Annotated in this window: 14 protein-coding genes; 9 read left to right on the top strand and 5 right to left on the bottom strand. The window is 66.9% G+C overall.

Features of this window, described 5'->3' with window-relative positions; all coding sequences use genetic code 11:
- Positions 1-41: 41 nt before the first annotated feature.
- A complete protein-coding gene (locus ACQY4T_RS13345; RefSeq protein ID WP_428531011.1) occupies positions 42-920 on the top strand; it encodes an oxygenase MpaB family protein in 879 nt (292 codons plus the stop codon).
- A gap of 83 nt (positions 921-1,003) precedes the next feature.
- On the opposite strand, the gene ACQY4T_RS13350 is transcribed toward ACQY4T_RS13345, so the two are convergent.
- The 3 genes from ACQY4T_RS13350 to arsM all read right to left on the bottom strand — a co-directional run bounded on the left by ACQY4T_RS13350 (position 1,004) and on the right by arsM (position 4,369).
- Positions 1,004-1,873 (bottom strand): DMT family transporter, encoded by an 870-nt coding sequence (locus ACQY4T_RS13350; protein ID WP_428531014.1) that lies wholly within the window; start codon positions 1,871-1,873, stop codon positions 1,004-1,006.
- A 292-nt stretch (positions 1,874-2,165) separates the two neighbouring features.
- Positions 2,166-3,488, bottom strand: a complete 1,323-nt coding sequence (locus tag ACQY4T_RS13355; protein ID WP_428531017.1) for a chloride channel protein — start codon at positions 3,486-3,488, stop codon at positions 2,166-2,168.
- Positions 3,489-3,577: 89 nt separating this feature from the next.
- Entirely contained in the window at positions 3,578-4,369 is a 792-nt protein-coding gene (gene arsM / locus ACQY4T_RS13360; RefSeq protein ID WP_428531020.1) for an arsenite methyltransferase, read from the bottom strand.
- A 178-nt stretch (positions 4,370-4,547) separates the two neighbouring features.
- Here arsM and ACQY4T_RS13365 point away from each other — a divergent pair, with 178 nt between their 5' ends.
- The 6 genes from ACQY4T_RS13365 (at position 4,548) to ACQY4T_RS13390 (ending at position 9,519) form a co-directional block, all read left to right on the top strand.
- The gene (locus ACQY4T_RS13365; RefSeq protein ID WP_428542852.1) at positions 4,548-4,775 is read left to right on the top strand and encodes a FitA-like ribbon-helix-helix domain-containing protein; all 228 of its coding nucleotides are present in this window, start codon (positions 4,548-4,550) and stop codon (positions 4,773-4,775) included.
- 140 nt (positions 4,776-4,915) lie between these two features.
- A complete protein-coding gene (locus ACQY4T_RS13370; RefSeq protein ID WP_428531023.1) occupies positions 4,916-5,116 on the top strand; it encodes a type II toxin-antitoxin system VapC family toxin in 201 nt (66 codons plus the stop codon).
- Positions 5,117-5,342: 226 nt separating this feature from the next.
- A complete protein-coding gene (locus ACQY4T_RS13375; protein ID WP_428531026.1) occupies positions 5,343-5,906 on the top strand; it encodes a carboxymuconolactone decarboxylase family protein in 564 nt (187 codons plus the stop codon).
- 171 nt (positions 5,907-6,077) lie between these two features.
- Positions 6,078-7,004, top strand: a complete 927-nt coding sequence (locus ACQY4T_RS13380; protein WP_428531029.1) for an OmpA family protein — start codon at positions 6,078-6,080, stop codon at positions 7,002-7,004.
- Positions 7,005-7,081: 77 nt separating this feature from the next.
- On the top strand, positions 7,082-8,371 hold the full coding sequence (locus tag ACQY4T_RS13385; RefSeq protein ID WP_428531032.1) for a hypothetical protein: 1,290 nt from the start codon (positions 7,082-7,084) through the stop codon (positions 8,369-8,371).
- On the top strand, positions 8,371-9,519 hold the full coding sequence (locus ACQY4T_RS13390; protein ID WP_428531035.1) for a hypothetical protein: 1,149 nt from the start codon (positions 8,371-8,373) through the stop codon (positions 9,517-9,519). Before ACQY4T_RS13385 ends, ACQY4T_RS13390 begins: the two co-directional genes overlap by 1 nt.
- A 42-nt stretch (positions 9,520-9,561) precedes the next feature.
- Here the strand turns inward: ACQY4T_RS13390 and ACQY4T_RS13395 are convergent, their stop codons facing one another.
- Positions 9,562-10,689 (bottom strand): lytic transglycosylase domain-containing protein, encoded by a 1,128-nt coding sequence (locus ACQY4T_RS13395; RefSeq protein ID WP_428531038.1) that lies wholly within the window; start codon positions 10,687-10,689, stop codon positions 9,562-9,564.
- Between the two features lie 490 nt (positions 10,690-11,179).
- Here ACQY4T_RS13395 and ACQY4T_RS13400 point away from each other — a divergent pair, with 490 nt between their 5' ends.
- Both ACQY4T_RS13400 and ACQY4T_RS13405 read left to right on the top strand, forming a co-directional pair.
- Positions 11,180-12,004 carry an ABC transporter permease gene (locus tag ACQY4T_RS13400; protein ID WP_428531041.1) on the top strand — a complete coding sequence of 275 codons (825 nt, stop codon included), beginning with the start codon at positions 11,180-11,182 and terminating at the stop codon, positions 12,002-12,004.
- Between the two features lie 101 nt (positions 12,005-12,105).
- The gene (locus ACQY4T_RS13405; RefSeq protein ID WP_428542855.1) at positions 12,106-12,801 is read left to right on the top strand and encodes an ABC transporter ATP-binding protein; all 696 of its coding nucleotides are present in this window, start codon (positions 12,106-12,108) and stop codon (positions 12,799-12,801) included.
- 36 nt (positions 12,802-12,837) lie between these two features.
- On the opposite strand, the gene ACQY4T_RS13410 is transcribed toward ACQY4T_RS13405, so the two are convergent.
- Complete coding sequence (locus ACQY4T_RS13410; protein ID WP_428531044.1) at positions 12,838-14,181, bottom strand: amidase; 1,344 nt, start codon at positions 14,179-14,181, stop codon at positions 12,838-12,840.

The following is a 14,181-nucleotide window of genomic DNA, read 5'->3' on the forward strand; positions in this document are numbered from 1 at the left end:
GCGGCGCCTTGTGCGCCGATCCCGCAAAACGGTGGCCGCTGATGCCTTATCCGGTGGCCAGCGCGTTTCCACCTCGCTCGTTGCGCACGATGGTGACGCGGCCGATCAAGGACGTGATCGCCTCCGAGGTGGTCGCGCTGTTCAACGACCGATCTCGCGGCGAGAAGCCGGTGGTGCGGCGGCCTGACGGCCTGTTTGGGCCACAAGCGGTCGCCTGGCGCGTGCATGGCGACGTCACCTCAATGATGGTCGGCGGCGTCGCGGGATTATTGTTGCAGATGCTGCACCCGGCCGTCTTGGCTGGGGTGTGGGATCACTCCAACTTCCGGGCGGACATGCATGGCAGGCTGCGGCGCACGGCCCGTTTCATCGCGCTTACCACTTATGGCGGGCGGCCCGAGGCAGAGGCAACGATCGCCCGGGTCAGTGCGATCCACAACCGTGTCCGCGGCACTCTGCAGGACGGCAGAGCCTATGCCGCGAACGATCCCGCGTTGCTGGCGTGGGTTCACGTGACCGAGGCGACCAGCTTCCTCGACGCCTGGATGCGCTATGGGGAACCGCGCATGTCAGCGGTGGATCAGGACCGCTACTTCCAGGAGATGGCGAGGATTGCGGTGGCACTCGGCGCCGACCCGGTGCCGCGGACCCGGTCAGAGGCGCGCGAATTGATCAGGCGGACGCGGCCGGCCCTGGTATGCGATGCGCGCACCCGGGAAGTCGCGCGGCTGGTGCTGACGCAGCAAGCGCCGCACGTGATGGCGGAGCCGTTGCAGGCGCTGACGATGCAGGCCGGCGTCGACCTGTTGCCATCCTGGGCGCGGCAAATGCACCGCTTGGCAATGCCGTCACTGAGCCGCCCGCTGGTGCGTGTCGGCACGCTTGGGATCGCCCGCACGCTGCGCTGGGCGTTCCAATGAACCGGCTTGGTCCATCGGTCACCCGCTGATCCAGCGGCCCTTGGCGAAGCGCGAGCCGCCCGAACCTCAGGCCGGCTCGCGCCTCAGGCCGCCTCGCGCGGTGCCGAGGCGACCAGCCAGCAGCCGGCCGAGGCGACCACTAGCCCCAGCACCGCAAGGGGGCTGAGCCGCTCGCCGAGGATGACCCAGGCAAGCAGCGCGGCGGTGCCCGGGACCAGGTAGAAGTTGGCACTGACCCGAGCCGCCGACCCGCGCGTCAGCATGGCGAAGTAAAGCCCCATCCCGCCCAGCGAAACCATGACCGTGTTCCACACGGTTGCCACGACGGCGCCCCTGGTCCAGTCGGCTCGGGAGGTTTCAAGCAGCCACGCACCCAGCGCCGAGACCGCGGCGGCGGCAACGAACTGGGCGGTGGCGCCGGGAAGCAGCGGTACGCCCCGGCAGAAGCGCCCGAAATACAGCGTCCCGGCGACCAGACCCAACACACCGACGAACGCCAGTAGCAGGCCTTGGAAACGCGAGGCGTTTTCCAATGCGGCATATCCCACCACCAGTCCGACACCGGCCATTCCCAGCGCTAGTCCAAGCCACTGACGGGAACGCAATCGCTCGTGCAGTAACACGACCCCGAGTGCCGCGGTCAGCAGCGGGGTCAGCGATTGCACCAGCGCGATCTGAGCGGCTGGCGCCAGTAGCAGCCCGACATGCGGCGCCATCAGGCCGATCGCGTTCAACAACGTCCCGGCGACCGCGCAATGCAACCAGCGCCAGCCGCCCAGCGGCCGCCACGACCGGCGCAGCAGCAGCATCAACGCCACCAGCACGACGGCGCACCCGGCCATGCGGACGGCGACGAACAGCAAGGGCGAAATCTGCCGCAGGCCGGTCTTGGCGGCGATGAACGATGAACTCCACAGCAGCACGAACAACAGCGGGGCGAGCTGCGTAAGCATGCTGACGGGCGGCTGGACGCGGACCGCCGGAGTTTCAGGATTGCGATCAAGCGCCACGCTCAAGGGTTTGCTCCCGCTTGCCGGTACGCTCGTTGAACCTCTCAGACCGGTTGGTTCGGCCTGAAAACCAGTGAACGACGGCCCAAACCTATCATCCTCGAAGCAGCCACGCTGTTTCGGCCTTATCCCATCTTCGGGCGAGCCGGCCCGATCTTGCATCCCGGCGAAGCTTATCGCAACGCAGCCACCATACGTCGAGTCGAGCACCCGACCAGACCGCTCCCTTCGCATGTCAGGATACCATCGTATCCGGAGTTTGATCGCGGACGCGTTGGCGGGCGCGAACCTGAGTGTCGCTCAAGCGGGCGTCGTAGATCGACCGCGGCTCGATGGTGCGGGCGAGCAGTGTGGCGGTGGCAACCACCAGCAGCAGCGGCACGACCGCGGCGCGGGCGTATCCGGTCAACTCCATCATCAGCACCACGGTCGAGACCGGTCCCTGTGTGGTCGCCGCCAGCATCGCCCCGGCGCCGAGCAGCGCGAACAGTCCGGGTGGCACGCCTGGCCACAGCCATGCCCACGGCAAGCCCAACACGCCACCCAGCATCGCCCCGAACGCCAGCGACGGCGTGAACAGGCCGCCGGGGGCGCCGCTGCCCAGGCACAGCAAGGTGGCGACGGGGCGCAGCAGCACCAGGGCGATCAGCAGCGGCGGCCCAAGCTGTCCGTTGAACGCCAGTTCGGCGACGTCGCGACCGTTGCCCAGCAGTTGCGGGAAGCGGATCGACGCCGCGCCCAAGGCGATCAGCGCAACGACGGGCGCCACCAGGCGGCGCCAACCGGTCGGCTTGTGGCCATCGACCCAGGCGACGGATCGAACGAACACCACCGAGACCAGACCGATGACGGGCCCGGCCAACAAGGCCCAGGCGGCACTGCAAGGCGAGCCATGAAACGCCGGGATCGCATAGGTCGGCGCGTCAGGCAGGAACGCCCAGGAGACCCCGGTCGCCACCAACGAAACCACCAGCGCGGGCAGCACGAAGCGCAGGGCCAGGGCGCCGCGCAGCACTTCCAAGGCGAACAGCGCGCCGCCCAGCGGCACGCCATAAGCGGCCGACATCCCCGCGCCGGCGCCACAAGCGACCAGCAACCGGCGTTCCTCGTCGCTCAGGCGTGTCCGGTCCGCCATCACGTTGGCAATCACCGCGCCGGCCTGCTTGGGTGCGCCCTCGCGTCCCAATGCCGCGCCCATGCCGACGATCAGCACCGACAAGGTGGCGCTGCCCAGCGTGCGCAGCGCCGGTAGCCGGCCCGCCTGGAACCAGATCGCGGCGGTGATATCGATAGCGTTGCCGCTCGTCAGCCGTCGCAGCAGCACTTGGCCGGCGGCGGTCAACAGCCCGGCGCCGGCCAGCACCACCAGATGGCGCCACGGCGGCGTTTGGGATGCCGCTGCCAGCAGATCGAGCCCACCACCGCCCCACATCATGTGCTGGGTCAATTCAAGCAGCTTGGTCAATGCCGCCGCGCCGAGGCCGGTTCCCGCCCCAGTCAGCACGACCGCGATCCAAAATCCGACGGCACTGCGCTGCGCCAGGATGGGCCGGATCATCGCCGGCCGATATCAGCCATCGGGCCGCCAGCAGAGCCTGGCTGCTCGATCGTCGATCACCGCGTTCACGCCCCCGTCGTCGGCCGCTCTTACGGCTTGCGCGCCTGGATAAACGCCGAGGCGACGCAGTCCTCGATACCACGCCCTGGCGCCCAGCTTGCAATCAGGTCCCGGCTTTCGGGCTTTACGGTGATGTCGATCCGGTCAAAGCCAACCGTCGCCAGCCAAGCATGGAGCTGTTCCACCGGCGCGGCCCCGGCCATGCAACCGCAGATCAGGTCGGCGTCGCCCCGCAGCTCGGGCGCTAGCGGCGCGATGTTCACGATGTCGGAGATCGCCAGCCGGCCGCCCGGCTTCAGCACCCGGAACGCCTCGCGGAAGACCTGCTGATGGTCGGGCACCAGGTTGATCACGCAATTTGACAAAATGACGTCGGCAAAGCTGTCGGCGACCGGAAGGTGTTCCAGTTCGCCCAGGCGGAACTCGACATTGGCCGCGCCAATCCGGGCGGCGTTATCGCGCGCCTTGGCCAGCATCTCGTGCGTCATGTCGATCCCGACCACCTTCCCGGCCGGTCCCACCGCCCGGGCGGCGAGGAAGCAGTCGAACCCGGCGCCGCTGCCCAGATCGATCACCGTCTCGGCCGCCCGCAGCGCCGCGATCGCCCGCGGGTTGCCGCAGCCGAGACCAAGGTTGGCGCCGTCGGGAACCGCTGCCAGGTCGGCGTCGGAGTAGCCCATCGCCCGCGCCTTGTCGGCGGCGTCGGGCGAACTGGTCGGCGCACAACATGAAGCGGCTGGGGCGCGGCCGTCCGCAGGGTCGGCCTCGGCAATGCTGCCGTAACGGGTGCGGACCAGCGTCTTGACGTCGTGGCTGTCCATGAAGCGGACTCCTTCTTGGCGGTTTGCGGGCGGATCGGTGTGTCGGTCAAAGCCCATCGAGCGGCGGCAATTGATGCCGCGGGACGACGTTAAGCTGTCACCTTCATCAGTGAAAGATATTGCCGTGAAACCCCACCGTTTTGCTATCACTGCCATCAACGACAGCGGAGTGATCGCAATGGGCGGTATCAGCGTGCGAAACCTTGACGATGACCTGCTGGCTCGCCTCAAGCGCCGAGCCGCACGGCACGGGCGGTCGGCCGAGGCCGAAGTTCGCACCATCCTGCGGCACGCGCTCAGCGGCGAGTCGGAGCGTTCGTTCGATGATCTGTCCGCCGCCCGTGCGGGCGCTGAGCGCAGGCCGGGAACGCACGCCAGCGGAAATACTGCTGCGGGAGACCCGTGATGGACGATGAGTGTTTTTGTCGTCGATGCCAGTATCGCCATCAAATGGGTCATTGAGAACCAGGAACCGCCGCGGCACTGTTGTTGCGACGGCATCGGTTACTCGCGCCTGATCTGTTAATCCCGGAGTGCGCCAACGTCTTGTTGAAAAAGGTCCGGCGCCGCGAAATCTCCGAGGACATTGCCCAGGTGGCAGCCGGCATCCTGGCGCGGTCCGATATTGAATTCGAGCCGATGGCCAATCTGATGGAACAGGCCACGGGGTTTTCGATGCTGATTGGGCACGCGGCGTATAACTGCTTCTATCTGGCGCTCGCCGGTGCCTACGAATGCGATTCGTGACCGCGGATGAAGCGCTGCGACAGACGGTTCTGGAAGGCCGCCTGCCAATCAAGCTTGTGCTGCTGAAAGATCTGGATCCCTGATCGGCGCGGCCTCTGCCACGCATTCCGACGTGTGCGACGGCTCACCGCCCCAGGCCTCGTTCAATCCGCCAAGGCGGTCTAGGCTGGTATTCCAACGGCGCATCGCCGATGCGAGACTTTGATCCGAAGGGAACCAAGCCGTCATGTCCGAAACCCGTTTCCCGCCGCTTTCCCACGAGCAGATGACGGACGAGCAACGTGCCGTGGTCGATTCGATCCAATCCGGGCCGCGTGGCGCCGGCCTGCGCGGTCCGTTCAACGCCTTGCTGCGCAGCCCGGCGCTGTGCGACCTGGTGCAGCGGGTCGGCGCCTACGTGCGCTTCGGCAGCTCAATTCCGGCGCCGTTGAATGAGCTTGCGATCTGCATGGCGGGCCGCAAATGGGGCGCCCAATATGAATTCTACGCCCACCGCCGGCTGGGCATCGACGCCGGGCTGAACCCGGCGATCCTCGACGCGATCGCGGAGGGCCGGCGCCCGGCGGAAATGACCGGTGACGAAACCATCGTCTATGAATTCGTCACCGACCTGCTGTCCACCGGTCAGGTCTCCGGCGCCCGCTATGGCGCCGCGATGAATCGCTTCAATGAGCGTGGGATCATGGATCTGGTTGGCGCCGTTGGCTATTACAGCCTGGTTTCGATGGTGCTGAACGTCGCTCAGGTGCCACTGCCGGAAGGCGAGGCCGCGCCACTGAAGCCGCTCTGAGGTTCGACTCTGCCCGGGCTCCGCGCCCGGCTGGCGACCCCACGGACTGCGCCCTGGACCCCACGTGCGGCACGAATTGCCTGCCATCAACGTGATCAGCGGGGTCGTAAGAGCGACAGGAATTTGAATTTCATCATTGCTTCGGGCACCAACTTCTGGGCGGAGGTGTGGATGCCGAGACAGACGAGCTGGGCGGTTGTGCCCGCATGGCTTACCATGATGACCGTGACGCTGCTGGCCGCGGGATGCTCCGTCCCGTCGGGTGCCCCGATTTACGCGCCACTGGCTGCGCCCCAGGCGCAACTGTCGGATCCGCAGCTTGACTCCCGGTTTGCTCGGCTCGCCTCGCAACTCGCGATGCTTATGCCCGGGACCGACATGGTTTCTGTAGCGCCCGGCACTTGTGGCCCAGCCGCCGCGCCTGTCGTCCACCTGGTCGTCCCCGAACCGGTGCTGTTCGCCACTGCCAGCGATCAGCCGGGGCCGGACGCGGCCGGCGCGATTGATCATATCGCTGCCCTGACCGAGCGGGAGGTGCCCGGCGCCGCGATGACGGTGCTGGGGCATACCGACTCGGTGGGATCGGACGCCTACAACATTGATCTTTCGCAACGCCGCGCCGTCACCGTGCTGCATGCCCTGGTCAGCCGTGGACTTGATCCGAATCATCTGACGGCGATCGCCATCGGCAAGCGCCAGCCGATCGCCGATAACCTCACCACCGAGGGACGCGCGCGCAACCGACGCGTCGAATTCCTGGTCTCCCGCTGCCTGGCGGCCAATCTGGCGGTGGCGGCGGCCGCCCCGCGCGAGCGGGGTTTGCTGGCGCCCGAGAACGCGGCGAACCAGCCGGTCGAGGTGATGCGGCTGGACCCCGCCGGCGCCTACGGCATGGTTCGGTTGACCGAAGTGTCGCTTAGATCACCCGAGGCAGACCGGCTGCAACCCGTCGCGCTGCGGGTGTCGGCCCCGGCGCGGCCGTCCGCGCTGTCGCCGCCGGTCGCCCTGGCACGCCCGGCACCGGCTCCCCACTATCAACCGCGCACGCTTTCGCCGGAAGTCCAGCGCAACCCGCTTGGGCCGGCCGTGCCGTTCTGAACACGAAGGGCAAGAAGTTGGCAGGCGTCTTCCACCAAACCGCGCCCGATGGGTTGAAGCCGGCATTCGAGGCCGCGATGGCTTTTCCGCTCGAGCAGGTGAACGCGCTGCGTGCGACGCCCGAATCGTTGATGGAGCAAGCCGGCCAGGAAGCCGCGTTCGGCCGGATCAGCGTCAACGACGATGGGCTGACCGCGGGCGGCCGGCTGCATGTGATCGAGCCAGCAAGAGCGGTGCTGGCCCAATGGCGCCAGACGCGGCGACCGTTCGACGTGGCGATCGAGCCGAAGATGCGCGCCATCCGCGCCGCGCAGGACGTGGAGAACGAAATTGCCGCCGCGCGGGGGCGTGCCGAACGCGATGAGCACGATGCCGAGGCCAGGCTGGAGGGCGACGAACACTACCGCCGCCTGCGCGAGGATTTCCGTGTCGCGGACACCCGCTATCAGCGGATCAAGGCCGATCACGAAAACCGCGACGCCAACATGTCGGCCTATCATCCGGCGTACTGGGTTGCGCTGCTCTGCATCGGCGTGGCCGAGTGGCTGATCAACTACGACGTGTTCTTCCTGTTCGCCGGCGTGGTCGCGATCGCCGCCGGGGCCACCATCATCATGGGCGTGCTGCTCGCCTTCGCCGCGCACGGCCACGGGTCGCTGTTCAAGCAGTGGTCGTATCGCTTCGGTGAGCATCGCGACGCGATCGATCGCCGCGGCGACTGGCGCATGCTGGCGTTATCGACATTTTCCCTGCTGATCGTGCTGCTCGCCGCGGCCGGGTCGCGCTACGCGGCGGTGATGCACCAGCTTGCCGGTCAGCCCGACATCAATCTGCTCGGGGCGGACGCGCAGATCTCGGTCGATCCGATGCGCGACGTGCTGCTGAGTCTGCTATGGAACCTGATGGCCTGGGCGGTCGGCGTGTTCATCGCCTATATGGCGCATGACAAGGACCCCGACTTCATGGACGCGACCCGCCAGTTCAACCGGGCGCACCGGCGCTACCGGCGGCGGCGCCGGCCGGTGGTCAATCGGGTCAGCCAGATCACGGCCAGGCTGACCAAGGATATCGAGCGACTGGAATCGGCGGCCCGCACCAAGGCCGCCGACGTCGCCCCCGAACGCGCGCTGCTGTCACAGGTCGACAGGCACGAAGCGGCGATCCTCGCCGCGCTGGCCGCCGTGGTGCGCGGCAACGCGCAGCTCTATCACGCCAACCTGGCGCAGATGGCGGCATCGCTGGCGGCATCGCCACGCGGCGCGGTCACCATCGAGCGGGTCGGGCCGCGTGCCGGTCAGATCAGCCTTGGCGACTTCCGGAACGAGGCCGTCACCGTCACCCCCGATATGATCCGCGAGCTCGGCTGATGCCGATCACCCGGATCATCGCCCTGCTCGCTATTGTAGGCGCCGGCAACCTGCTGTGCGCACCGTCCTGGGCGTTGTTCGACAATTACGGCCTCGACGCCTCGTTCTGCCAGCAACCCACGCTGCGCAGCACCGTCGTCTATATCGACGACATGATGATGGCGGACGGGCAGTCCGAGTGGGCCACCAAGCTGGCAGCGAAGCTGCGCGCGACACTGACGCCCGGAGAGCGGGTTTCGGTGGTGCGGCTGTCGCCGGCCAACGGCCAGAGCAAGGAATACTGGTCGGGCTGCTGGCCCGATTACCCGGCCGCCAGGAAAGCGACACTGGCCAATCAGACCTACATCCTGCAACAAAACCCGCTCGACCGGATCGCCGACCAGAAGAAATACTTCATCCGCGATCTCGGCGCGGCGGTGACCCGGATCTATCTCGACAGCAAGCGTCCGCCGCAGGCCGTGAGCATCCCGGCCGCCAGTCCGCCGCAGAAGCAGATCCTGCGCGCCCTGGCATCCGACGAAGGCCGCTTCTCCGACAGCGCCACGACGATCCGCGCGATCGTCTATTCCGATCTGGCCGAGAACAGCGACCTGGGTTCGGTGTTCCAACCCGGCCCAGCCGACCCGCCGGCATACGGTCAGCGGCTTGGTTCGTATCTGCGCCATGGGGTGTTCTACGATTACGGCATGGGCCAGGACGTTCATGGCGACCCGGCGTTCCCGGAACGCGCGCGTGCGTTCTGGAACGCGGCACTGCGTTCGATGGCGGCGACGGTGATCGGCCTGGGGGCGGATCTGAATGTTCCCAACACACTGCCGATAGAGGCCTATACTTGGCCGGTGACATTGGCGTTCGATAGCCAGCCGTTGGATGGCAGGCTGTCGCTGCTGGTTGGCGAGGACGGCAACCTGGTCGATAGTTCGCTGGGCATTTCGCGGCTGGGTTCGGCAGCGCTGAGCGGCACCTTCAAGTGCGCCGATCAGAATACCGCGTGCCGGCTTGAAGCCGAGACAGCGACCGGGATCGCCACCAGCGCACCCTCGGAACTGCTGAGCCTGCGAGGAACCGCGAAAGCGCTGGCCGGTAAGCTCGGGGTGAGGGGACAAAACACCACGTTCGCACTGAAGACCGGCGAGCCGGACGACTGATCCGAACCGGCTTCCTAGTCTGGCCGCGCCGCAACGGCGATCCTACGACTGTGATTCGGGCGACAGAACGATACAGCTCGAACGGCCGTGGGTGATCTTCTGGCACGCCTCAACCGCAGTGTCGCGCGACATCCCGGTCATCCTCGCACGCCACAGCACGGTGCGACCCTGGTGCACGCTGGCGACGAACGGGTGCGCGACGGCGAGTTCCACATGGGCGTGGAGCTGTGCCGCGGCCAGCGCGCCGTGCGCCTGACCTTGGTTGGCGAAGGCGCCGATCTGGATTGCCCACGGGCCCGGCGTTGCGGGTCCGTGATGGAACGGCGCAGCGTCGGCGGCATTAGCCGATGCGATCAGCCGGAAACCGCCATGCGGCGGGGCCGGTGGGATCGGTGGCGTGCTGACCAGCGCGTATTGCTGTGGCGCCGGCATGCCACGGCGCGGCACCTCCGGCAACTGCGCGACCTCGACCGGCAGGCGCCGCGGCAATCGTCCGCCGCCGGCCTTGGCGCGCGCCAGCATGACCGGGTGGCTGTAACGCTTGCCAGGTGGAATGTTGATCGGCAGCGTGTTCATCGCCATCTGGTCGGCGGTCGAGCGGTTGTTCGGATAGATGCCTCGGAGGTTTGGGCCGATCATCGCGACATAGCGACGAGTCTCGTCCGGCAGCGGCCGCACGTTTGCAAGGTAATCGTCCAATCGGGCCGGCCCCGCGTTGTACGCCGCCAGGAAGCCGGGCGAGCCATAAACCTCATACATTTCCCGCATGTAGGCGACGCCGGCGATGATGTTGTCGTGCGGATTGAATGGATCGTCGCCGAGGTTGTAACGATCGCGCAGCTCGTCATAGGTCTCCGGCATCACCTGCATCAGTCCCATCGCACCGGCACCGGAGGTGATCAGGTCGCCGTTGCGGTATTCATCGCCGCCGGACTCGACCCGCATCAGCGAGCGGATCCAGATTTCGGGGATGTCGAACCGGGCGGAGGCTTCACGGATATAGGGGCCCCAAGGGTCCTCCGCCGGGCCGGGAGCGGCGTAGTTGTGCCTGGCGTGGGCGACGTAGCGGGCCGACTCCCTAATGGCGTCCTGGTGTTGGACCGTGCCGCAGGCCGCCAGCGCGGCCAGCACGGCGACCGTCCCGGCGGCGCGGAGACGCCGCGGTGCCACCAATTTGCGCAGCTCGGAGGTGGCAGACCGACCAGCGCCAGGACGGCCAGCGCTAGAACGGCCAGCGCCAGCCGCACGGGCGTTGCAGCCGCCAGGGGCGCCGTGGCAGATGACAAATTGGTCCGGTTCGGTCATACGTTGGCGACTCCGTGGGGTCGGGCGAATCGGACCGATACGGTATAGAATCGGCTGCCGTTTATCCTATCACTAAGGAACGTTGTCTAAGCCCCTAGACGACTTCCATCTTTCAAGCAAGTCATCTCGACTGGGTGGCGAGCGAAAAAATCGCGCGGCAAAATCCGTGAGTTCGCAGTCGGATTTTCCGGCATCGGGCGACGTCCCAAGGGCGAAAAAAGTTACGATCCGGCAATTTCTGGCCGAGCGCGAACGCCGCAAAACCGCACGCAACCACCTGCGTGTTGTGCCGCTCCGTCGAATGCGCTAAGCGCCGCGCGGTATGAGCAGTGCTGCCACAACGACCGCTCCCGCCATGGAGCTAAGCCTGCGGGCGGACGTGACCATGGTCACCCGGAACCGCCGGGCACTGGCCGACATTGCCGGCGGGATCAGGCTGTGGCGCCTGGCCTGGGCACTGGGTTGGCTGGATATCCGCCTGCGCTATCGCGGCTCGATGCTGGGCCCGTTCTGGCTCACCATCTCCACCGGCGTGATGGTCGCGTCCTTGGGCCTGTTGTATTCGACGCTGTTCAAGCTGAACATGCACGATTACCTGCCGTTCCTGGCGTTGTCCCAGGTGTTGTGGGGCTTCCTGGCGGCGCTGGTGTCGGAAGCCTGCACCACCTTCACCGACGCCGAAGGCGTGATCCGATCGGTGCGGATGCCGTTCTTCGTGTTCTCGATGCGCGCCTTGATCCGCAATGCCATCGCGCTGGGCCACAACATCGTGGTGATCGTCGTCGTGTTCGCGATCTTCTCGACATGGCCCGGATGGGAGGCGCTGCTGGCGATCCCTGGGCTGCTGATCTGGGTTGTGGACGGGTTGGCCCTGACTTTGCTGCTTGGCGCATTTTGCGCTCGCTTCCGCGATATCCAGCCGATCGTCAACAGCGTGATGCAGATTGCCTTCTTCATCACCCCGGTGATCTGGAAGCCGAGCCAGCTCAGTCCATCCAGTATGGAGAAGCTGGCACTGAACCCGTTCTTCGACCTGTTGGAGATCGTTCGCGGCCCGTTGCTCAACAGCGACATCGCGGTGACGACCTGGATCGGAGCGATCGGCTTTAGCCTGGTGCTCTGCGTCATTTCCTGGGCATTTTTCGTTCGCGCCCGTGGCCGCGTGACGTTCTGGGTCTGACCATGGCCGTCAAACCACTGCAGCCCGCGGCTGTGATTGACGTGCACGACCTTTCGGTCCTGTTTCCGCTGTATCACGGCAGTTCCCGCAGCCTGAAAAAGATGGTTGTTGCCGCCGCGTCCGGGCGGCTGGCGCAGGACCAGCAGCAGCGGGTCGTGGTGCGCGCGCTGAGCAACATCAACCTCCACCTGCAAAGTGGTGACCGGCTAGGTCTGGTTGGGGCCAATGGCGCAGGCAAGACCACGCTGCTGCGCGTGCTGGCCGGCATCTATGAACCCGTGCTCGGCCGGTTGCGCGTCAAGGGCAGCCTGAATGCGCTGCTCGACCCAAACCTGGGGATGAACCTGGACCTGACCGGGCGGGAGAATATCCTGCTGCGCGGTCTATACAACGGCCTGCCGCGATCGTCCGTGCCGCGGCTGGAGGAAGACGTCATCGAATTCGCCGGACTGGCCGACTTCATCGATCTGCCGGTGCGGATCTATTCGGCCGGCATGGTGGTGCGGCTGGGCTTTGCCCTGGCCACTGCGATCAAGCCGCAGATCCTGCTGATGGACGAATGGTTCCTGGCCGGCGACGCGTCGTTTCTGGAGAAGGCACGCCAGCGGCTTGAGGAGATGGTCCGCGGCGCCGACATCCTGGTGCTGTCAAGCCATCAAGTCGACATTGTCGAAAGCTGGTGCACCAGGGTGCTCTGGCTCGACCAGGGTCACGTCCTTGCCGACGGTCCGGCCGAGGAGGTGCTCGACCGCTATCGTGGGGCCGTCCCCGAGCAGCCGGTGGCAGCGCTGGCGTAGCGATCGAATGGGCGCTGCCACTGAGGTCTGCAGCTTTTACTTTCGGTTCAGCGCCGCCTCCATTGCGTTGGCGACGCCGAAAAGCCGTGCGTCGCCCATCGTCTCGCCCATCAGCATCAATCCGACCGGCGCCTCGCCTGGACGGTGGCAGGGTAGCGAGATGGCGCATCGATCGAAGAAGTTGCCCAGCGCCGTGTTGCGCAGCACCAGCATGTTGACGCTGTTGTAGGCCCGCTCGTCGTCAAGATCGGCGATCCGCGGCGCGATGATAGGCACGGTCGGCATCAGCACGCAGTCGAACCCGGCGGTTGCCTGGTCGAAGCTGCCGATCAACCGGAGGCGCGCCTGCAGCAGGTCGATATAATCGGCCGCGCTGATATGCTCACCGCGGGCGATGCGCACGCGGATGCGCGGGTCGTAGCGCGAGCCCTGGGTCGCCAGCAGCCGGCGGTGCCAGGCATAGGCTTCGGCGGCGGCGAACCCGCCAGGCGCGTTGACCGTGGGCAGTTCGTCGAATTCGGCGAAGCGGGTGCGCTCGATCTGCGCGCCGGCGGCGGACAGTGTGGACAGCGCTCTGTCGAACGTCGCGGCGACGCTGGCGTCGATGCCGTCGAGCACCACGTTTTCCGGCACCGCCAGATGCAAGCCGTGGACCCGAGCTGGTATTGGCGGCGTTGGAGGCTCGCCCGCCAGGATTGCATCGATCCGCGCGCAGCAGGCGACGCTGGGTGCCAGCGGGCCGACCGAGTCCAGTGACGGCGCCAGCGGCAGCACGCCGCTGATCGGGACCCGCCGTGCCGTGGGCTTATATCCCACGATGCCGCAGAACGCGGCCGGGATGCGGCACGACCCACCGGTATCGGTGCCCAGGCCGGCCGCGGCCATGCCGTCCGCCACCGCCACCGCGGTGCCTGACGAACTGCCGCCCGGAATCCGCCGCGACGCCCGGTCCCATGGGCTTGCCGGTGTGCCGTGGTGGGGGTTGATGCCCAGGCCGGAGAACGCGAACTCGGTCATGTTTACCCTACCGATCGGGATGAAACCGGCTTGCCGCAGACGTCCGACGACCGGGGCATCGGCCTCGGCTGCCGGCGCGTCGGCCAGGACAACCGAACCCGCCGGCGTCGGTTCGCCGGCAACGTCGAACAGGTCCTTCAGCGCGACCGGTATGCCGGCGTAGCGCCCCGGCGTGCGGCCGTCGCGGCGCATCAGATCGACGGCGTCCGCCATGGCGCGCGCCTGCTCGGCGTGCACCTTGATGAAGGTCCGCCCACCCTCACCGTTGGGATCGCCGATGCGGGCCAGGCTTTCCTCGATCAGCGATCGGCTGGTGATGGTCCCGGCGGCCAGGGCCTGGGCGAGTTCGTCGATCCTGCGCAT

Origin of the sequence: Rhodopila sp. (assembly GCF_965277825.1) — a bacterium.
GTDB lineage: Bacteria > Pseudomonadota > Alphaproteobacteria > Acetobacterales > Acetobacteraceae > Rhodopila.

What these genes read in the sequence shown, in the direction of transcription:
- ACQY4T_RS13350 (WP_428531014.1), bottom strand. Translation starts at nt 1,873, where the DNA reads ATGCTTACGCAGCTCGCCCCGCTGTTGTTCGTGCTGCTGTGGAGTTCA.
- ACQY4T_RS13385 (WP_428531032.1), top strand. Translation starts at nt 7,082, where the DNA reads ATGGCTTTTCCGCTCGAGCAGGTGAACGCGCTGCGTGCGACGCCCGAA.
- ACQY4T_RS13390 (WP_428531035.1), top strand. Translation starts at nt 8,371, where the DNA reads ATGCCGATCACCCGGATCATCGCCCTGCTCGCTATTGTAGGCGCCGGC.
- ACQY4T_RS13410 (WP_428531044.1), bottom strand. Translation starts at nt 14,181, where the DNA reads ATGCGCAGGATCGACGAACTCGCCCAGGCCCTGGCCGCCGGGACCATC.
- arsM (WP_428531020.1), bottom strand. Translation starts at nt 4,369, where the DNA reads ATGGACAGCCACGACGTCAAGACGCTGGTCCGCACCCGTTACGGCAGC.
- ACQY4T_RS13345 (WP_428531011.1), top strand. Translation starts at nt 42, where the DNA reads ATGCCTTATCCGGTGGCCAGCGCGTTTCCACCTCGCTCGTTGCGCACG.
- ACQY4T_RS13400 (WP_428531041.1), top strand. Translation starts at nt 11,180, where the DNA reads ATGGAGCTAAGCCTGCGGGCGGACGTGACCATGGTCACCCGGAACCGC.
- ACQY4T_RS13405 (WP_428542855.1), top strand. Translation starts at nt 12,106, where the DNA reads ATGGTTGTTGCCGCCGCGTCCGGGCGGCTGGCGCAGGACCAGCAGCAG.
- ACQY4T_RS13375 (WP_428531026.1), top strand. Translation starts at nt 5,343, where the DNA reads ATGTCCGAAACCCGTTTCCCGCCGCTTTCCCACGAGCAGATGACGGAC.
- ACQY4T_RS13365 (WP_428542852.1), top strand. Translation starts at nt 4,548, where the DNA reads ATGGGCGGTATCAGCGTGCGAAACCTTGACGATGACCTGCTGGCTCGC.
- ACQY4T_RS13355 (WP_428531017.1), bottom strand. Translation starts at nt 3,488, where the DNA reads ATGATCCGGCCCATCCTGGCGCAGCGCAGTGCCGTCGGATTTTGGATC.
- ACQY4T_RS13380 (WP_428531029.1), top strand. Translation starts at nt 6,078, where the DNA reads ATGCCGAGACAGACGAGCTGGGCGGTTGTGCCCGCATGGCTTACCATG.